Genomic DNA, 20401 nt, shown 5'->3' with positions numbered 1-20401 from the left:
GTGCGTGTAATCGATCACAAGACAGGCAGTGTACCCGCACAACCCCCTCAACGCAACCGCCTCACGGATGAGCTTTCAGGGCTTCTCGAAGATCGTCAAGCGAGGCGAATTCGCACAGGTCCACGGACTGATCCCTGAAGAATCGCCGAAGCGTCTGGTCGAGGATGCCGGCCTGCCGGGCCAGCTCATCCAGGTCGCCTGAAACGAGCGCCACAAGGTCCGGCAGCCCATGCTCGCGATACGCCGAGGCACACTCGGAATACAGCTCCACGCCGCTGCCGCCCAGACCCACAGCCGTCCGGCACAGCATCGCCACCACCTCCGACTGCAGAAGCCATGCTTCGGCGCTGGCGGCGATACGGTCGCCGCGCCGACACGCCGCCAGCAGTTTGCTCACCATGTCCCGCAGTTCTGGATACGCCTGCCGAAAACGATCCGGGCTCGGCGCGTCCGACGGTATCTCGCGGTAAATCGCCAGCAGGACCTCGCGCGTCGCCATCGCCAGCCGCTCGCCCGCCGCGAGCACGTCATCGGCATTGTCCGCCGTGGTAACCGTCGCGATCAATTGCCCGATCCCGTCCGGCCGGCGTTCGAGCTTGTCAAGCTCATTGAGAGCCTTTCCCAGCCCGCGTTCGAAAAACACCTGATTGGCCAGGGCCAGACACTCCACGACGCCACAGACAACCCGCCATCCGGCGCATCGCGCATCGGTGGCGTTTCCGTTGGCCGCGGCGATCCGAAGAACCGCCGCGTGAGCAAGAACGCTGGTCAACGCCTGCATGGCCCGCCGGACCATCTTCAGCCGGGCTTCGGGCTTCTGCAGATCGAGAACCATCTGCTTCAACGCGTTCAATCGCTCGACCGACCGCGGCGTTCTGGCGTAGAGCGCCTTCGCCTGATGAACCAAAGCCGGCGCAAACGCCCAGCCGCGAATCCGACCGGTCGCGAAGCCCTCCATCGTATCCCACGTGATCGCCCAGAAATCAAAAAGCCGGCCGTCGAGCAGGAACGTCCGACCCGCCGGCGGGTTCATGCCGTCGGAGGGAATGTAGAAGATGTCCAAGTCCGAATCGTCCCGTGCGTCACCTCGGGCATGCGATCCATAGTAACCGACAAGATCGATCTCTTGCTCGCATTGCCGGACCGCATGGTCCACCAGCAACTCGGCTACCCCAAAAACATCCATCACGAGGTTTTCCTTCGCCTATCGCTTCGCCGACGCTGCCCGATCACAACCCGCCAGACAACCTCTGGCTGTCTCAGAAATCACGAACGGTCGACCGCCCCGGAGGCCTTCAGCGACTAATCATCCTTCTTCCGATCCGGGTCCCGTAGCTCCAAGAGCCGGACATCCTCCAGATCTACTTTCCGCGCAGCCGCGCGCTTGGAAGCAATGAGGTCCCTTCTCGACAGAACATAGAAGGCCTGTCCCTGGTACGACAGTTTCTCTCGACGTCGCCAGGCATCTTCGAAATTCACCCCCGGCGTGGAAGTCTGCACATCAATCCGCATTCGATCTTTGAATACGGTAATCTCGTTTGCCAGGAGTTCCTCCGCCGTTGTCATCGAAGCCGTCGCCATACCGGCATCGAGGAGGGCTTTCAACAGCCGGGCTGCATTATCGGAGGTGGGGTCAATCAGAAGGTCCAGATCAAAGGTCGCGCGAGGAACCCCGTGCAGAATGGCGGCGATCCCTCCGATCACCACGTACCTGACCTCATGCTCCTGAAAGCACCTGAATACGTCCTGAAGCCGGTTGAGCATCGTCGCGATCCTGTACGTCCGGGTTCACCGACAACGCCAGATCGGTGAACATGCACAGCAGTTCCATACGCTGTTCCATCGGCAGCGATTGAAACCAACGCGCCTTGGCTTCGATCGTCTCCTCGTTCCGATCATGGCTTACCAAATCTGACATCGAACCTCCCAGCCGAATCGCCGCCGTACAAGCTTTAGAATACGCCTCACTGAATCGCCTGTCAATCCTTATCACTCCGAGTGGCTTGGGGCCGCTCTGCGATGGGCTCTCCAAATTCTGAGTTCTGAATACTGAATTCTTCACTTCCCCACGTACTGCCCGATCGCCTTGAGCTGGCTCCGAAACGCAGCCGGAATCACCCCGTCCCCGGAAATCGGCACGTCCCAACTCACGACGCCGCCCTTCTCGACCACGTGTCGCGTATAGCCGCCAACCAGGGCGTCCGGGAAACGCGGCTCGCCGCTGCCCCAGAACTTGCCCAGGTACGAGAGGATATGGTAGCGGTCCTTGTGGCCGGTCGGCCCTTCGACGAACGGGCCGGGACACTCCGGCAGCGCATCGGAAATCTCACCAGCGGTATAATCCTCGTGCTCGGTGTAGTGAATCACCGGCGTCATGACGCCCGGATTGAACGCCACGATCGCCTCCGGATTGCCCGCCCGAAGGGCGGCGGCAAAGGTCGCGAAATTCGGCGGCTCGTCTTCCGGGTACCGCTGCGGCTGGGCGTACGCCCCATCGACCCACCAGCCGCGGACCTTGCCGCCGAACCGCCGCGACCAGTCCGCACACACCTGTTCCCAGCGGCTCTGAAACTCCGGCTGGCGAAACTTCTTCCAGTCCTCCGGATTGTGCCACTCGTGCTTCACGCCGTCGCTCCAGTGTACCGGCATCTTCAGCCCCTTGCGGGCCTCATGGTCCGCCCACGACCCGTCCGCCGGCACATAGGCCAGAAGTTCGATCCCCTCGCGGCTCAGCGACTCGTACAGATCGCTCACCAGGTCCCGCTGCGAACATTTGCTCGGCCGAATGCCGGTGATTTCGTCGTACGTCTCGTTCGGCGCACAGTAGTGCCCGGACCCCTGCCCTAAGGTAATGAAAAAGAACCTCGCCCCCGCCTCCACCAATTGCTCAGCCAGCCGGCCCACGTCGAACGACTCCACCCGGCGGTTCCACTCGGCCGCCGTCGTCTCCGGCCCCGTCAAATAGTGACAGAACGCTCCCCACCCGCATTCGGCAAACCACGTCGTATCCGGCATCGCCATCGCTCCACTTACAGTCCCAGTCGATCTGACCGCCCAAAACACTGGCGGACAAGCATATCCAGCCGAACGGACCCCGACAAGCCCCCGCTCGGCCACCGGCGGCCGTACCGACCGCCGTCCACCGCCCCACCGACGCCCCGCCATTTATGCATCGTCCGGCCCCGACAAACCGTTGCCTTCGGTTAACTTATGAGTATAATTCCCGTCGTCGGGGCTTGACTTGTGCGGCCCCGGCCACGTGCAGCAACGCGCGACCGGTGGATCTCCGAACGCTTCCCCCGTCGCCGTCATGGTGGATTGACAGGGTTCGGAAGGAAAAGCATGACCAGCGAACAGAACGCATTCGAGCGGGAAAACCAGGCACCCCAAAACCAGCCCCAGATGAGCGCCGACGACCAGCGCCGCCTTACCGGCGCAGCCGGTGAAAACACCGACGACGAGCTCCAGCGGGAACTCGAAGAGGCCTTTGGAGGGGCCACCGTCTTCGACATGATGGACGCCGAAGAGGCCGCCTCCCGAGGCTCCAAAGCCGCCCGCAAGGGCAAGGTCCTCGCCATCCACGGCGACGATATCTTCGTCGATTTCGGCGGCAAGACCCAGGGCCTCCTGCCGGCCAGCCACTACGCCGACGACCCGCTGCCCAAGGTCGGCGAATGGATCGACGTAGTGATCCGCAGCTACAACGAGGAAGAAGGCCTGATGCTCCTGGCCCGCCCGGGCGCAGCCGAAGAGGCCGACTGGGACAGCGTGGCCAAGGATCAGGTCGTCGAAGGCCGCGTCACCGGCCATAACAAGGGCGGTCTCGAACTCAACATCAACGGCATCCGGGCGTTCATGCCCATCAGCCAGATCGAACTCTGGCGGGTCGAGGACGACCTCTCGTCCTACGTCAACCAGAAGGTCCGCTGCCGCATCACCGAGGTCAAACGCTCGGAAAAGAACCTGGTCGTCTCGCGACGCGCCGTCCTCGAGGAAGAGGCCGCTGAGAAACGCGAACAGACCTTCCAGACCCTCACCGAAGGCAGCGTGGTCCACGGCACCGTCCGCAATATCATGCCCTACGGGGCCTTCGTCGATATCGGCGGCGTCGACGGCCTGCTCCACGTCCGCGACATGGCCCACAAGCACGTCGCCGACCCCAGCGAGGTGGTCAAGCAGGGCCAGCAGCTCGAGCTGATGATCCTCAAGATCGACCGCGAGGCGCGGCGAATCTCGTTGGGCCTCAAGCAGGTCATGCCCGATCCGTGGCAAGGGGCCGAGGCCAAGTGGCCCGTCAACGCCGTGGTCACCGGCCGCGTCTCCCGGCTCGCCGATTTCGGCGCTTTCGTCGAGGTCGAGGAGGGCATCGAGGCCCTCCTGCCGATCAGCGAGATCACCTACGACCGCCGGCTTCGCCATCCCAGCGAGGTCCTTCACGAAGGCGAAATCATCCAGGCCCGCGTGCTCAATCTCGACGCCCCCAACAAGCGGATGAGCCTCTCGGTCAAACAGGTCGGCGACGACCCGTGGACCGGAGCCTCCGCCCGCTGGCCGGTCAACACCGTCGTCCAAGGCGCCGTCACCCGCACCACCGATTTCGGAGCCTTCGTCGAACTGACCAACGGCGTCGAAGGCCTCATCCATATCAGCGAACTGACCGAAGGCCGCGTCCGCTCGGTCACCGACGTGCTCAAGACCGGCGATACCGTCAAAGCCAAGGTCCTCAGCGTCGATGAGGACGCCCGGCGGATCGCCCTGTCGGTCAAACAGCTCTCCTCCATGCCCGACTACACCGGCGACCTGACGGATCAACCCGCCGCCGAACCGGCCAAACCCCAGAAAAAGCGCAAAACCCCGCTCAGGGGAGGCTTCGACTAGGGCAACCGGTTCACTTTCCGCCGCGTCTTGGGCCCAAAACTGTTTGACAGGCATTGGCCAGTTCGTATAATTCTCCCTTTTGGTGCCGCGCAAACCTTGGTTTCCCGGAAACCGGCGCAGCACGGGTCGGCACAACGGCGGAAACACGGAAACACAGCCAACACCCGGCACAATACCTCAAAAGGAGTAACCGATGCCCCTGGTAGCCACGAAAAAGATGTTCAAGGCAGCCTACGACGGCGGCTTCGCCATCGGCGGCTTCAACGTCAACAACATGGAACTGCTCCAAGCCATTATCAACGCCGGTGCGGAAAAGAACGCCCCGCTGATCCTCCAGATCTCCAAGGGTGCTCGGCAGTACGCCAATATGAAGTACCTCAAGGCCCTGATCGACGTGGCGGTCGTCGAATCCGGCCTGCCGATCGTGATCCACCTCGACCACGGCGACACCTTCGAGCTGTGCAAGGAGTGCATCGACGAGGGTTACACCTCGGTGATGATCGACGGCTCGCACCACTCGTTCGAAGAGAACATCGCCCTGACCAAGAAGGTCTGCGACTACGCCCACCGCCACGATCCCTACGTGTCGGTCGAGGCCGAACTGGGACGGCTCGGCGGCATCGAAGAGCACGTGGTCGGCGTGTCCGAGGAAGATCTGGCCAAGTTCCTGACCGATCCGGATCAGGCGGTGGAATTCGTCGAAAAGACCGGCTGCGACAGCCTCGCCGTCGCCTGCGGCACCAGCCATGGGGCCTACAAGTTCAAGAAGGAGCCCAAGCTGGCCTTCGACCTGCTCGAAGAGCTGACCCGCCGTCTGCCCGGCTTCCCGCTGGTCATGCACGGCAGCAGCACCGTGCCGAAGTACCTCGTCGACGAGGTCAACAAGTACGGCGGCAACATGCCCAACGCGATGGGCGTGCCCGAAGCGGCGATCAGCAAGGCGGCCAAGCTGGGCGTCTGCAAGGTCAACATCGACACCGACCTGCGCCTGGGCCTGACCGCAGCCATCCGCCGGGTCTTCTCCGAGAAACCCGCCGAGTTCGACCCCCGCAAGTACCTCGGACCGGCCCGCGAGGAGGTCCAGAAGGTCGTGGCCCACAAGATCGACGTCCTCGGCTGCGCCGGCAAGGCGGACCTGTGCGTCTAGATCGGCGGCAAACGACGCCGATAGGCCGTTGGGAGTATTGATTATTCCCACGCGATGCGGATACAATGTTGATGCACCGGGCCGCTGGCCCGGATACGGTGAAAGTAGCTCAAGTGGTTAGAGCACCAGGTTGTGGTCCTGGGGGTTGCGGGTTCGAGTCCCGTCTTTCACCCTTATGAAGTAGATCAAAAAGCCCCGGTCCCATCGGCCGGGGCTTTTTCTTCGCCCAAATCCCCCAGACCAACCCATTCCAGGTTCCCTCGCTTGACGACGGCGGGCTGTGCGGCTAAAGTGTGCAGTCTGACAGCCCGGATACTCCGCCGGTGGGGTGGGACCTCAAGCGGGATGGGGCAAGTGCCGATAAAAACCTAATGCATTGAGCAGTATCACACTCACAGGAGGCAGATGAGAGAAGACACCATGACCTCCAACCAGGGCCTCTTGCAGGCCGACAACGTACTGATTATCGCCATCGACAATCCGCACCTGTGCCTGGGGCGGCGGCTGTGCCGGATGGTCGAGAGACTGGTCCAGATGCTCCCAGCCCAACGGATCACCGTCTGCGGCAACTACCCATCCGACCTGAAAACCGACGGCGATCGCGTCACGCTGATCCCGATCGTCCACGGCGGACCCGTGCCCGATGAGCAGGCCTTCCGCGAGTCCTTTCAGCGGTTCGAGGGCGTCGAGTTGCTGCGGCAGATCCGCATGCCGGTCAGCGGGCTGGACCTCTTCGACGCCACCGGCTACGACGGACTGATCTATCCCTACCGCGTCTCGTGCGAACTCGACTGGTCCGGCCTGCAAAAACTCCGCGGGCCCTACGACCTGGTGATGATCGCCGGCGGCAGCCACTTCAACTATCCACTTCCCGAGCGGGTGCTGGCCACCGCCCGCCCGTCCGACCGCGCCGCGAGTATCCCTCTGATCGGCGTGCCGTTGGGCCCGGTGACCGGACCCTTAAGCCCGCACTGGTGCGGCTCGTGCGACACGCTGCTGCTGCCGGGCCAGCGAATCCTGCACGAACTGCGCAAAACCAACGAATCGGTCAACGGCCAGGTGCAGCCTGATCTGTTCGACGGAATCGCCGAACCGGTCTCACAGCGCTTCAGCGAGAGCGGCCGTCCCAGCGTCCTGCTGGACTGGACGTTCCTGCACAACTGGCAGCTCAAGACCATCCTGGGCGAACTGGCCGCCAACGGCCTGGCCGAGCGGATCGAGCTTCATCTGACCGCGGTGAGCGAAGAGACCACGGCGATGCTCTGGGCCAAATGGGGCACCATGCTGGAAGACTTGGACCCGCGGTGGGTCACGGTCAACACCGACCGCTACTACCAAGCGGCCGGTGGGGCCGACGCGGTGGTCACCTTCGTCGGCGGCCGCGACACCTGGGTCTGGCGGCAAGACGGCAAACCGACCATCGCCTGCGACCTGGCAGGCTGGTGGCGGGCCTTCGGCTTCGAGGGGCCCGACCCGGTGGCCTCGCCGCGCCGGATCGTCTCGCAACTTGCCCGCATCGCGTCTTCGGTGGAGGGAAAGGTCTGATGGCAGCCGCGAACGCATCGACATCGGAGAAACCCGCAACGTTCAATCCCTGGCGGCTCCAGGAGTGCCGGATTCTGTTCTTCACCGGCCTGCCCCACCACTATCAGCAGTTGGCCCCGCTGGTCCAACGGCTTGAAACCCTCGGGGCCAACCTGACCTTCGCGACCACGCAGAACGTCAACTTCGGCTGCGACTTCAAGGGCGACTTCGAAGTCCCGCTGGTTCGGGCGGGCAAGGACATGATGTTCCTGCCCGAGCGATTCGAAGCCGAGGTGGCCAACGACCTGGTCCGCGACTACCGCCGGGCCGAAAAAATGATCGCCAACGCCGTCCGCCAGGCCCCAAAGTGGTCGCAGGAACTGCCGGTGGCCGCGGTGCGGCTGCGAACCATGATCGGCTTGGACTACGACCGCCTGGCCGAAAAGATGCTCGACGCGGTCGAGCCGGAACTGGTGCTGGTGCTCCATGAGTTCAACTGCTGGACCCGACCGCTGTGCGCCCAATCATTGGCCCGCGGCGTCCCGGTGCTGAGCTTTGTCGAAGGAATGCCGTACAACAACCTGTCCAAAGGCGTTTTCACTGGGCAATTCTCCTCGAAGATGTGCCTGTGGGGCGACTCCCAGCGACGATGGATGCTCAACGAGGGCACCGACCCCGACATACTGACGATCACCGGGCCGATGCATCTCGATGAGGCCAAGCGCAACGGCATGAGCCGCATCGACGAACTGAAAGCCGAGTTCGGTCTGCCGCGGAACAAGCGAATCCTCCTGCTGGTTCTCCCTCGGCTCCATTTCGGGGTCCCAGCGGCGGAGATTCTCAAATCGCTGGTTGAATTTCTCGATTCCCGCGACAATTATTTCCTGGCCGTCAAATGGCACCCTCACGAGCGGGACGATGAACAGGCGGCCGCCAGGACCGAACACCCGCGGCTTCGGTCGTTCAAGGAGCAGGACGTGCGAAAGCTGATCGCGGTCAGCGACGTGGCGATCTGCACCGGCACCAGCGCGGGGGCGGAGGTCCTGGCGTTCGACAAACCGCTGATCGAGGTCAACTGGAACGGCAGGAACGTCAACCTCGACTACGCCGGCCAGGGCGTGGCCCTGGAGGTCCGCAACGCAGCCGACTGGCTGGTGATCGACCGCGTACTCGATGAAGGCCTTCCGCCCAAGGTGCAACAGGCGGCGGAGCGTTACGTACACGATGCATTCTTCAAGCTCGACGGCCACTGCGTCGATCGGGCGGTGGAGCAGGCGCTGGCCCTGCTGCGGTAAATACAGATGTATAAGGTGCTGATAGCCCAGGCGCGTTTCGGATCAAGCCGGCTGCCCGGCAAGGTGCTCTACCCCATCGCCGGCCGGCCCATGCTGGCCCACGTCATCGACCGCCTGCGGGCCGTTCGACGCGCCGACCTGGTGGTGGTGGCCACGTCCTACAACCCGGTCGACGACATCGTCGCCGACTGGGCCAAGGTCCTCGAAACCCAGGTCTTCCGCGGCAGTGAAGAGGACGTCCTGAGCCGCTACGTCGCCGCCTCCAAACACTACAAAGCCGACCTGGTCGTCCGCGTCTGCTGCGACGCGCCCCTGATCGACCCGGTGGTCATCGACCGGGCCATCGAGCAATACCTCGAACATCGCGACAGCGTGGACTACGTGAGCAACATGATGACCCGGACCTTCCCGCGCGGCCAGTCGGTCGAGGTGATCCGGCCGCTGGTCCTCGAAGAACTCGACATCCGCGCCGCCGACCCCCATCAGCGCGAGCACGTCACGCCCTACCTGCTCGAAAACCCCACCCATTTCCGGGTCTCCGAATACCTCAACTCGATCGACCTGTCGGGCATGAACTGGACCGTCGACACCCGCGACGATCTGCTCTTCGTCCGCGAGGTCTACAACCGCCTCTACAAGCCCGGCAAAATCTTCGGCATGAGCGACGTGCTCAGGCTCCTGGAGGCCAATCCGGAGCTGGCGGCGAAAGGATCCATCAAATGATGCTGCGCGACTTTCCCGCCGAGATCGACCTCGGCGAACGCAAGGTCGGTCCCGGCCACCCGGTCTACGTCATCGCCGAAGCCGGGCCCAACCACAACCGCGACTTCGACCTCGCCATCCGGCTCATCGACGTCGCCGTCGAGGCCAAAGCCGACTCGGTCAAGTTCCAGACCTACTCAGCCGAACAGATGTACTCCAAGCAGACCAAGACCATGGAGTACCTCTACGAGAAAGGCGTCCTCAAGCCCGGCCAGACCGTCTGGGACATGATCAAATCGATCGAGATCCCGCGCCAGTGGCAAAAGGACCTCGCCGCCTACTGCCGCCAGAAGAACATCACCTTCCTCTCGACCCCCTTCGACCTGGAGGCCGTCGAGGAACTCGAAGCCGTCGGCTGCCCAGCCTACAAGATCGCCTCGTTCGAGATCGTCCACTACCCCCTGCTCAAGGCCTGCGCCCAGACGGGCAAACCGATCCTCCTCTCGACCGGCATGGCCAGCCTCGGCGACATCGAGCAGGCCCTTGAGGCCATCTGGTCGGCCGGCGGACGACAGGTTTTACTCTTCCACTGCGAGATCGCCTATCCGCCCCGCTTTCAGGACGTGCACCTGCGGGCCATCCAGACCATGGCCCAGGCCTTCGGCACGCCGGTCGGCTGGTCCGATCACACCACCGGGTACGCCTGCGACATCGCCGCCGTCGCCCTCGGCGCCTGCGCGATCGAGAAACACTATACCGTCGATAAGTCCCTGCCCGGCCCGGACCACCACTACGCCCTGCTGCCCGACGAACTCGCCGCCATGGTCAAAGCCATCCGCGAAACCCAGGCCGCCCTCGGCACCCCCAAAAAAGGCACCAGCGAGGGCGAACTCGAGATGTACCACCTGGCCCGCCGGTCACTCGTCGCCGCCAGGGCGGTCAAGATGGGCCAGACCATCGGAGCCGACGCGATCGCCGTCAAACGCCCCGGCTACGGCATCCACCCCCAGTTCCTCGACGTCATCGTCGGCCGCAAAGCCGCCCGCGACATCCAAACCGACGACGTCCTGACCTGGGACATGATCTAGCGACGCATCTCCGGCGGACAGGAAAGCGCAGCCGCCTGCCTTCGCGACGCCTTCGCTCAATTCACGAACTGCACGCTGTCCCACGCCTCCTGCCGGTCCGACGTGTTGGTCACGTTCTGGAAACCGTTTCCGTCCACGGCGATGGTATAGATGTCCATCTGCCGGCTGGCCTGCGGCACGCTGGCGTCGAGCCCCATAAAAACGATGCTCTGCCCATCATGAGTGAAATCAGCGCAGCCGGCAAAGACGGTGCCGGTCTCCAGCGGCGTCAACGTTCCCGTACCGATGTGATAGATGTACAGCTTGGCGCTCCGGGTCGTCTCGTTCATCCCCGGGAAACACGCCATCGAACCGTCCGGGCTCAGGCCCACGTGGTCCGACATGACCATCAGACCCGTCGCCGCGTCCAGATCGATCAACCGCCCGCTGAAAATATCCAGAACGGCCATGTGGAAATCACCTTCTTCGGGTCGCATCTGGAACGAACAGACCGTCCCGTTGGCGCAGACGTACAGGTCCTCGCAGAACTTGTCCGTCAGGTAGCTCGGCGTCGCGCCGCTGGGCGTGGTCCGCATCAGCCATTCCTTGTCGTTCTCGTTCCGGCTGAACAGCAGCACCGATCCATCCTTCGAGACCGCCAGATCGTTCGGGGCAAAATCGTCCAGAACCCCGTTCCCGTCCCAGTCGAACTTCAGAACGCCGGGATTCCCTCCGTTGCCGTCGCACGAGAAGATCGCGTATTCAACCTCCACGAACCCGTTCGGGTCGGTGGTCGTCCGCTTGCCCGTAAAGTACACCCGTCCGGCCCCGGTGATACCGACCGCGAAAGCGGAAAGGCGGTACAGCTCCGCACCCGTGGCCGCGCTCAAATCGACCGCCGATGCCGCGCCCCAACTCCCAGCCGCGAAGAGATGCTTCTCATTCGTCCCGCCCGCAACGTGAAACAGGGCCACTCCACTGTCCGAGAGCCCCAGCGGGTCGATCGCGGTATTGGGATCGGCGGGAATCGCGGTCCACTGCCCCGTGGTCAGGTCCAGCACCTCCCCCTGAAGCGCCTGGCCGGTGAACGCCGAGTACAGAAGATGAGCCGTCACCGGCAAAGGCTTCAGCAGCGACACCACGTCGCTGGTCAGCAGGTATCGGGACTCCTTGAACGCGGCGAGCACGTAATACGCGTCCTTCTGATCGTCGTAGTCCTCGTCGCGAAACTCCGTATCGGTCGGCGACAGCGCTTTGGTCCGGTTGATCCACTGCCAGGCTCTCGCCGTTGACGTCCGCTTGTAGACCCGGTAACGGTCGAAATCGCCCTGGACCGCGTTCCACGTCAATTTGACTATCTTCTTGCCCGTCGTGTCGGTTTCCTTGGCCGCTTGAAGCTTGATCCCCTCGTCGAACCCAAGGCCCAGCGACCACCGATCGCACGTCTTGAACGATTCGGTGTCGTAGACCTCCACGAGCAGCACGTAGTCGCCGTTAAGGTTCTTGCCCTTCAATTCATTCGAGAAAAACGCCACGTCCGCAACGCCGCCGTCGAACGGCAGCGTCATCTCGCGCTCGCCGGACAGCAGTTTCTGGCTCGACCCCTGCGGACACAGGCTCCAGAGCGCCTTGACCCTGGCCGTCGAACGGGCCGCGTTGCCAAGCCGCATCCGCAGATCCATCGCGTAATAGTTGGGAATCGTCGTGACGGTCTGGCCGTCGCCGTTGTGGCTGCGAAACGCACTGGCCGCCAGCGTCTCGTCCCGCCAGTTGAAACTCACCCGCCGAAGCGAATCGACGCTGTTCGGATCGTCCTCCATGGGCGAGACGAACGCCAGTCCCTTGCCCTTGTCGATCGCGCTGAGGGGCAGGCAGGCGACCGCCTTGGCCGACCGCGCCGTGCAGTCCAGGACCATGGTGTAATAGATCGCTCCGGGCTGCCACTTCTCCTCGATCGACGAGAACCCGCGCCGCGTGTACATCGACCGCGCGGGGTCGTGGATGGTCAACATCCCCGTTCCCTTCTCGTAGCCGACCACCGTCACCACGTGGCTTTCCGAGGTCAGAAACAGGACCACCGGCACCCGGTCGTCCATGATCCGCTTGCCGAGGTACAACTTGAGGTTGTTCTTCTCCGTCTTGCCCCAGCAATCCCGCCGCGGTATGCAGTTCGTCCGCCGATAGATCAGTCCGCCATACCACTGAGACGAGTGGTAGAAGCTGGCCCACTTACCCGCGTCGGGGATATTCAGGGAATTGACCAGTTCCCACGGCTTCCACGGATCGGCGCCCTCCAGGTAATTCGCCACCATGCACGTCGAAGCCGCCCAACAGAAACCGGTCCCGCCCTGCTCGTAAAACGGCACCGACAGGATAACCTCCGTCTCCTGCGACTGGATGTAGTCGCCGAAGATGTCCGCGATGAGGATGCCCAGAATCGAGGTATCATCGGAGTCCTTGGCCGCCGCCGTCTTGGCCGTCGCCGACCCGACCGCGGGCCGGATGGCGTCCAGGGCGATCTCCAGGCGATCCTCGAACGCCCGACAATCCACGCTGACCGCCTCGTTCATCCGCGTCGCCGGATCGTAGTAGAACAGCTTGACGTCCGCGATCTCCTCGGGACCGGCCACCGGGTTGGTCAGGTCCGAATAGAGAACGACCAGCTTGGTTCCCGCATAGTACGACGGATCGGGCGACACCTGGAAGCACGTCCGGTTGCCCACCGAGTCCAGCTCCGACACGTCGCACTTGCTCAGCGTGAAGGTCCGTGGCACACTCAACTGCCCGTCCGCGAGGATCAACGACGTTCCGCTCGAGAGGGCGACCTGCCCGCCCGCCGCGTCGACCGCTCCCGAAACGCTGGCCAGTTCCGGCAGCACCATCGGCTCGGTGAACATCTCCGGCACCTGCGTCCCAAATCCCTGCGCCGCCCAGTACAGAATCATCTCGGCGTCGGCGCGGGTGACCTGCCCGTCCTCGTCGACATCCGCCGCAGTCGTCTGGTCCGTGGAAGGTGTGATGACGCCGCCCGCGATCCGAAGCGCCATGGCCGCGTCGATCGACGTGATATCGCCGTCGCCGTTGACGTCGCCCAGCGCCGCGCCCACCGTCTCAGCCGCGACAAAACCCGCTAGTCCCACGAACGCGACAAAGGCCAGAAACGCCGGCAAACTTCGCCTCGTTCCCCGCCCGCGCATTTTCCCGCCCAGCAGAAAGACCGCCGGAAAGACCGCCAACGCCACGATCATGCCCATCATCATGCAGCCGCCCGCCGGTGTAATCGGACCCGAGTTGTTCGGGTCGGCGTCGTTGGGATCGGTGTCATTCGGATCCACGTCGTTCGGATCCGTCTCATTCGGATCGATGGCATTGGGATCCGGATCGTTGGGATCAGCTTCGTTGGGATCGCCGATCGTCACCAAGCCCGCTGCTACCGTGGCCGTCTCGGCCGCGCCGTCCGAGCCATATACCGTCGCCTTGGCAATGCTGATCTCGCAGACCTGGTCCGCGGCGTCCGCCGCGATCTCAAATCCGATCCGAAGGATCGCCCCGCTGCCGCCGCTCGCCGGCTGATCAGCCGCCATGGCCACGTTCAGGCTCGACCGCCCGGCAACCGAAGCCACCAGAAACTCCGACGTCAGCCCGCCCGCCTCCACCGATGTCGGTGAAAGCACAGCCCAGTCCCACCCGATCGTCAGGTCCGCCGACAGCATATCCGCAGCGTCATCCGCCTCGACCTCAACGATGATCTGCTCACCCGCCTGCCCGGCTGAGTCGGCTACCCTCAGCTCCACCGCCGCCGCCTGCACCCACAACCCCGCCAGAACCGCCCCAACGACGCACATCCAGGCCCATTTTCCACCACGCATTTGGCTGTCTCCCAACATGGGACGCCTGGCGCGCCCAGCCATACCCGCCGTCCATCAACACCACTGCACCCCAATAACTCATCCTAACAACTCCCGCCGCCAGGGTCAACCCGCCCACCAACCGCCTCCGCCCGGGCCGCCATACCCGCTATTGACGCCCGTCCCGCCCCGCATTACACTCGTCCCGTATTCGTAGGGATTGGTCCCGTCTGTGTGGGAAGCCCAGCCTCAAAGTGGCAAAGGAATGCGACTCGATGAGGGATCGGCCGAACGTACTGGTGGTCATGTGCGACCAGCTCCGCGCCGACGTCCTCGGCTGTTACGGCCATCCGATCGTCCGCACGCCCAACATCGACCGCCTCGCTGAAACCGGTGTGACCTTCACCAACGCCTATTCCCAAACCCCGGTCTGCGTGCCCGCCCGCCAGAACCTGCTCACCGGCCGCCACAGCCATCAGCTTGACCTGCTGGGTAACGCCAACGAACCGATCGGCCGATTCCCCATGCTCGCCGAACTCCTCAGCCGCGCCGGCTACGCCACCGCCGCCATCGGCAAGATGCACTTCCACCCGCCGCGCCAGCCGCACGGCTTTGCCCACATGGAACTCAGCGAGGAAATCCCCGAAAACCGCGACCAGGACGACTACCTGATCTACTTGCGTGACAACGGCCTGGGCCACGTGCTCGAACCGCACGGCCAGCGCCACGAAACCTACTACGAACCGCAGATCTCCGTCCTGCCCGCCCAGCACACGACCACCGCCTGGACCGCCCGACGGACCGCCGCCTACATCCGCCAGGCCGCCGGCACCGACACGCCGTTCTTCTGCATGACCGGTTTCCTCAAGCCGCATCCGCCGTTCGATCCGCCGTGGGGATTCGAACGCCTGTACGACCCGCGCGACATCCCGACGCCCGTCCGCTGCGACGCCGACCGCGACCCCAAAGACGTGTTTCTGCTCACCCAGACGCACGGCAAGTGGCGAGAACTCACCGCGGACGACAAAGCCAAAACCATCCGCAGCCGCTACTACGGCCTCGTCTCGCACATCGACGCCGAATTCGGCCACATCCTCGACGCCCTCGACCAGACCGGCCAACGCGACAACACCCTGATCGTCTTCACCTCCGATCACGGCGAACTCCTCGGCGACCACTACCAGTACGGCAAACGCTCCTACTTCGAAGCCGCCGCCCGCGTGCCGCTGATCGTCGCCTGGCCCAAAACCCTGCCGCGGAACCAACAGCGAGAACACCTGGCCGTCCTGCAGGACGTGTTCACCACCGTCCTTCACGCCGCCGGCGTCGAAACGCCAGACGGCGTCTACGGCGTCAACCTTCTGCCCGCCGCCGCCGATCCCGCCGCCGCCAGCCGCGACTCCGTCGTCGGCGAGTTCGGCCACCTGGAACACGCCCAAACCTCCACGCGAAGCCCCGTATCGAGGGCCTCAACGCGAACCGTGACCCTCAAGTTCATGTGGCGGCAGGACCGCTGGAAGTACATCTACTGCGTCAACGGCGGCCGCCAGCAGCTCTTCGATATCGCCGCCTCGCGCGATGAAATCGACGACCAGGCCGATCGCCGCCCGGAACTGTGCCGGCAGTTCTACGACAACCTCGTGGCCCACTACCAGGCCCTGCCCGGCCAGCCGTTCCTGGAAAACAGCCGACTGCCGGTCCGCCCGTTCCGCTACAACCCAGCCCTCAAGGAGGAGTTCGGCGTCCGCAACTTCCAGTTTCCCCGATGGCCGCAGAACGAACGACCGACCTGAACCAAGACGAGCAACCATGACAATGGATTGGAACAAAGTTCTCAAACATTACGATCTGCCCAAAGGCGCGAAGCTGAGCCCCATCGGCGGCACCGCCAGCCCCAAGGTGCGGGTCGAAACCGCCGGCACACGCTACATCCTGCGCCGACGGCCAACCGACATGGTCAAAACCCCCTGGATCGAATACGACCACGCCCTGCGGTCATTCCTGGCCCAGCGCGATCTTCCCGCTCCCGCGCCCGTGCCCGCCGCCGACGGCCGAACCTGGCTGCAACTCGACGACGGCGTCTACGAAATGTCAGCCGAACTGCCCGGCAAGATGCAGCCGAGCCCGGACCTCAAGCAGTTAAACGCCGCTGGAGCCATCCTGGCCCGCTTCCACCAACTCGGCTTCGAGTTCGACCACGCCGGCAAACGCGATTTCATCCGCGAAGACCACGTCACGATCCTCAAACCCCTGCTGACCGAGCTCACCGCCCTGCCCGCCAAACCCGACCAGAAACAGCAGCTCGCCGCGCTGGCAAACGAACTCGACGATGTAGCCCTGGGCCTCGAAGGCACCGATCAGGGCCTCGAACAATCCATCATCCACGGTGACTTCCACCCGGGCAACCTGCTCTTCGAAGGCAAACAGGTCAGCGCCGTCCTCGACTACGACTACGCCGCCCGCGGCGCGACCCTCCGCGACCTCGGCGACGCCCTGATGTTCTTTGCCACCCGCCACCGCCACCCCTTCGACCCCGACGATATCCGCTCCCTCACCCAGCCGTGGCTGATCGACACCGACCGCACCGTCAGCTTCCTTTCCGGCTACAAATCCGTCCGCCCCATCCCCCCCCACTGGCCCATCCTCAGCTCCCTGATGCTCTCCCGATGGATCCAGATCCGCCTCCGAGGCTCGCGCAAAGTCCCACCCGACAAGAAGTTAGCGTTCGTCCTGGACGGCTTCTGGGAGCCCGTCCACCTCCTGAAGCGCCACTACCAGGCCTGGCTCAAGGTCGTCGTCGAAAAGCTCTGATCGCCACGCTTTCCTGCGAATAAACTATAGACACGGGCAAAGCGCATGATATAATATTGGTTTTCGACCATAGTACAAAAGAAGAGACATCCATAAGCGGATTGTAGGAGCGAGTTTACGTGGCACATTCAATCTCGGCCAAGAAACGAATTCGGCAGAACGAAACGCGGCGGATGCGCAACCAGGTGAGAACCAGCGCCCTCAAGACCGAAGTCAAGAAGTACCTCAAGCTCATCCAGCAGCGCGAAGTCGACGCCGCCGGCGAAGAGCTCAAGCGGGTCTACAAGACCCTCGACCAGGTCGCAGCCAAGGGCACCATCCACGCCAACACCGCCGCCCGCCGCAAGGCTCGGCTGGCCAAGCGCTTCCAGGCCCTCAAAGCCGCTCAGACCGCCTGACCGCTGAGCGCTTGATAAGTCGATATCCCAATGCCTGTCGTTTCGACAGGCATTTTTTATTGGTGCAGAAGAAGGCCGCGAACCGCTGAGTTTCGGGCTTTTTGCCGGTTCAGGGCATAATCATTAACAAAGCCAATGTATTGGCTTTATTAATGATTTCCGCTACTCTCCCAGCAATGAATGATCTGCGATATGATTCGTGGACGACGCAATGCACTACTACTTCTAATAAAGACCTCATGCCCTGAACCGGCAAAAAGCCCGAAAAGCCAAGAGGCCCCACAATGACCTTCGATGAACAAAGCCTGGGCAAGTTCGTCTCACGCGGCGGAGCCAAGCTCGCCTGGGCACTCGACCGCTTCAACCTCAGCCCAGCCGGCATGGTCTGTGCCGATCTGGGGGCCAACGTCGGCGGCTTCACCGACTGCCTCCTCCAGCGCGGAGCCGCCCGCGTCTACGCCGTCGATACCGGCTACGGCGTCCTCGACTACAAGCTCCGCAAGGACGAACGCGTCGTGGTGATGGAACGGACCAGCGCCCTGCACGTCCGACTGCCGGAACTCTGCGACCTGGTGACCATCGACCTCGCCTGGACCCCTCAGCGGCTGAGCCTGCCCAAAGCCGCCCAACTCATCAAACCCGACGGCCGAATCCTCTCACTCCTCAAACCCCAGTACGAAGCCCCCAAAAACCTCCTCCGCGACGGCAAGTTGACCCCCGACCAAGCCCAAACCATCGCCCACGATCTCTCCACCCAAATCCCCACCTGGAACCTCACCCTCCAAGACCAAGCCCAAACCCCCCTCCCCGGCCGAGGCGGAAACCAAGAATACGTCCTCCTGCTTGAACGCGAATAGCGGCACAGTCCGACGTGGGCGTTGAAATGCCACTTGCTATCGACAGTGCAATCGAATATGATGCAGTTGTTGTAATGAAGTGGCGTTTCCGTGCCTCACAGGAAGCATGGGGAGTGCGGAGAATTTGCAGTTATGCGTCAAGAGCAGCCAACCGCAGCACAGCCCAGTGGTGTTCACCTTAGGCCCAAGCTCTCCATGTCAGCGCACGTGGTTGTCAGCACAGGTGGTCGGCAAGCTGCAGGGCTGTGCGTTGCAGGAGATGTCTCTGGCACATAACCCAGAGTGACCACGAATGGAAGACAAAGTCAACACCCCACCGGCCGGACGTGATCGCTACTCGACGCAAGACGGAAGTGATTCAATGCATAGGTTGACAATCCACAATTTCGGACCGATTCGTGACGCATCGGTTGATATGAGTCGATTCCTCGTGCTGATTGGGCCGCAGTCATCAGGCAAGAGCACGATCGCGAAGCTCATCCACTACAGTCTCCACGTCCGTGATGAGGTGACGGCTTTTGTAATGGAGCGTGCACAAAACGCGGAGGCTAACCGACCAGACTACGCTCTCAAAAAGCGCCTGCGCAATCGCTTCGTCGAGTTTTTCGGCCCTGGGAAGCTTAGCCACGATGTGAATGTGACCTACAACTATGGAAATGGATGTGAACTACGCGTAACGCTTGACAGACAGCACCATCGTTACGTATCTCCTTTTTTTTCTCACGAGGCGTGGCAACGCATATTAGAGCTGATTAGCAGTGTGGAAGGGCAGCTTCGTCCGCAAAGGACACAACCGACGTTCCTATCCGCCGTTAAGAAACTTGCGGTAGACCAGCAGAGAGCAGCTATTCTTGACCGCGTGCGCAAGGAATGCAATGCCATTTTTGGGTACCAGAATGAGCTTGTGTTTATCCCCTCTGGGCGTAGCATTCTGTCCACTCTCTCCGATCAGATGCAGTATGTCCACCCACACCTCCTGGACTTCCCGATGCGCCAGTTTACCGAGACGGTGAACGCTACGAAGGCATTCTTTGACAAGTCATTAGACGAGATAGTACGTGACCGCCAGGCCCTATCAACCGCGTCCGTTTGGTTCTCTGCTGTCAGAAGAGCACAATCATTTGTTAAGCGAGTACTCAAGGGCGAGTATCGCCACGACAAAGAGGGGGGCAAGCTTTACGTCTCAGACGACATCTTCACCAAGATCAACTATGCTTCGTCTGGGCAACAGGAATCGGTATGGATACTCCTCTTGTTGTTCCTTCTCGTACTTGAGCGATCACGCTCTCTTGTCGTGATCGAAGAGCCAGAGGCACACCTCTACCCCATTGCACAGAAGGACCTGCTTGAATACATTGTCTTCGTCTTCAACGCAATCAAATGTGACTTCGTGCTTACAACGCATTCCCCCTACGCCCTCACTTGCATCAATAATATGATGTACGCACATGATCTTGCACAACACGTTAAACCTGATGATGTAAGTAGGGTGATCCCGGAGGGTGTCTGGCTAGACCCGTCACAGGTGAATGGCTACTTTGTAGCGGATGGCACGACAGAAAATCTACTATCTACAGACACGCCCGCCCTTCGATGTGAGCTCATCGACAGTGCTTCCGATCTGCTCAATCGAGACATGGATGCACTCCTGCAACTGGAGACTAGCGGATCGCGGCGATGAAAACTCGGCTAGGAACAAATGGCCTGCTAAGCGACGATGCACGGACTGTCGCCTGCTTTGAAGAACTAGGGTGCCGATATCGCGCTCGAAACCCTCAGGGTCGCAGGGTATTGCGATACCGTGTCGATGGATGCATGCTCACGCGAGGTGAAGTCTGCGATTTCGCCTTATGTGTCCCTTCCTTTGGCACCGT

General features: G+C 62.4%; 16 protein-coding genes and 1 tRNA gene. 12 read left to right on the top strand and 5 right to left on the bottom strand.

Translation table 11 applies throughout. From position 1 onward, the window contains the following. Positions 1-61 precede the first annotated feature (61 nt). From GXY33_14870 to GXY33_14855, 4 genes are all read right to left on the bottom strand, one after another. On the bottom strand, positions 62-1189 hold the full coding sequence (locus GXY33_14870; GenBank protein ID NLX06418.1) for a nucleotidyltransferase domain-containing protein: 1128 nt from the start codon (positions 1187-1189) through the stop codon (positions 62-64). Positions 1190-1302: 113 nt separating this feature from the next. Beyond that, positions 1303-1764 carry a nucleotidyltransferase family protein gene (locus GXY33_14865; GenBank protein NLX06417.1) on the bottom strand — a complete coding sequence of 154 codons (462 nt, stop codon included), beginning with the start codon at positions 1762-1764 and terminating at the stop codon, positions 1303-1305. Next, entirely contained in the window at positions 1718-1918 is a 201-nt protein-coding gene (locus GXY33_14860) for a hypothetical protein (GenBank protein NLX06416.1), read from the bottom strand. The genes GXY33_14865 and GXY33_14860 overlap by 47 nt, the downstream gene beginning before the upstream one ends. Before the next feature lie 140 nt (positions 1919-2058). Continuing rightward, the gene (locus tag GXY33_14855; protein ID NLX06415.1) at positions 2059-3015 is read right to left on the bottom strand and encodes a hypothetical protein; all 957 of its coding nucleotides are present in this window, start codon (positions 3013-3015) and stop codon (positions 2059-2061) included. A gap of 327 nt (positions 3016-3342) precedes the next feature. Between GXY33_14855 and GXY33_14850 the strand changes: the two genes are divergently transcribed. The 7 genes from GXY33_14850 to GXY33_14820 all read left to right on the top strand — a co-directional run bounded on the left by GXY33_14850 (position 3343) and on the right by GXY33_14820 (position 10634). Further along, positions 3343-4878, top strand: a complete 1536-nt coding sequence (locus tag GXY33_14850; GenBank protein NLX06414.1) for a S1 RNA-binding domain-containing protein — start codon at positions 3343-3345, stop codon at positions 4876-4878. A 193-nt stretch (positions 4879-5071) separates the two neighbouring features. Continuing rightward, complete coding sequence (fba, locus tag GXY33_14845; GenBank protein NLX06413.1) at positions 5072-6025, top strand: class II fructose-1,6-bisphosphate aldolase; 954 nt, start codon at positions 5072-5074, stop codon at positions 6023-6025. Between the two features lie 98 nt (positions 6026-6123). Then, positions 6124-6197 (top strand) — tRNA-His (locus GXY33_14840). A 233-nt stretch (positions 6198-6430) separates the two neighbouring features. After that, positions 6431-7570, top strand: a complete 1140-nt coding sequence (locus GXY33_14835) for a hypothetical protein (GenBank protein NLX06412.1) — start codon at positions 6431-6433, stop codon at positions 7568-7570. Then, entirely contained in the window at positions 7570-8844 is a 1275-nt protein-coding gene (locus GXY33_14830; protein NLX06411.1) for a hypothetical protein, read from the top strand. Before GXY33_14835 ends, GXY33_14830 begins: the two co-directional genes overlap by 1 nt. 6 nt (positions 8845-8850) lie before the next feature. Beyond that, positions 8851-9567, top strand: a complete 717-nt coding sequence (locus GXY33_14825) for an NTP transferase domain-containing protein (GenBank protein NLX06410.1) — start codon at positions 8851-8853, stop codon at positions 9565-9567. Continuing rightward, positions 9564-10634 carry an N-acetylneuraminate synthase gene (locus GXY33_14820; GenBank protein ID NLX06409.1) on the top strand — a complete coding sequence of 357 codons (1071 nt, stop codon included), beginning with the start codon at positions 9564-9566 and terminating at the stop codon, positions 10632-10634. Before GXY33_14825 ends, GXY33_14820 begins: the two co-directional genes overlap by 4 nt. 56 nt (positions 10635-10690) lie before the next feature. On the opposite strand, the gene GXY33_14815 is transcribed toward GXY33_14820, so the two are convergent. Then, positions 10691-14482 (bottom strand): hypothetical protein, encoded by a 3792-nt coding sequence (locus GXY33_14815; GenBank protein ID NLX06408.1) that lies wholly within the window; start codon positions 14480-14482, stop codon positions 10691-10693. A 254-nt stretch (positions 14483-14736) separates the two neighbouring features. Between GXY33_14815 and GXY33_14810 the strand changes: the two genes are divergently transcribed. The 5 genes from GXY33_14810 to GXY33_14790 all read left to right on the top strand — a co-directional run bounded on the left by GXY33_14810 (position 14737) and on the right by GXY33_14790 (position 20208). Then, the gene (locus GXY33_14810) at positions 14737-16254 is read left to right on the top strand and encodes a sulfatase-like hydrolase/transferase (GenBank protein NLX06407.1); all 1518 of its coding nucleotides are present in this window, start codon (positions 14737-14739) and stop codon (positions 16252-16254) included. Positions 16255-16276: 22 nt separating this feature from the next. Continuing rightward, complete coding sequence (locus GXY33_14805) at positions 16277-17272, top strand: phosphotransferase (GenBank protein NLX06406.1); 996 nt, start codon at positions 16277-16279, stop codon at positions 17270-17272. A 119-nt stretch (positions 17273-17391) separates the two neighbouring features. Continuing rightward, the gene (locus GXY33_14800; GenBank protein ID NLX06405.1) at positions 17392-17670 is read left to right on the top strand and encodes a 30S ribosomal protein S20; all 279 of its coding nucleotides are present in this window, start codon (positions 17392-17394) and stop codon (positions 17668-17670) included. A gap of 284 nt (positions 17671-17954) precedes the next feature. After that, positions 17955-18527: a TlyA family RNA methyltransferase gene (locus GXY33_14795; protein NLX06404.1), complete on the top strand. Its 573-nt coding sequence runs from the start codon at positions 17955-17957 to the stop codon at positions 18525-18527. Between the two features lie 292 nt (positions 18528-18819). Further along, positions 18820-20208, top strand: a complete 1389-nt coding sequence (locus GXY33_14790; protein ID NLX06403.1) for an ATP-binding protein — start codon at positions 18820-18822, stop codon at positions 20206-20208. Positions 20209-20401 lie beyond the last annotated feature (193 nt).

This window comes from Phycisphaerae bacterium (assembly GCA_012729815.1).
Taxonomy (GTDB): Bacteria; Planctomycetota; Phycisphaerae; order JAAYCJ01; family JAAYCJ01; genus JAAYCJ01.
Note: the sequence above shows the minus strand (reverse complement) of the source record. Positions and strands in the feature narration are given on the sequence as shown.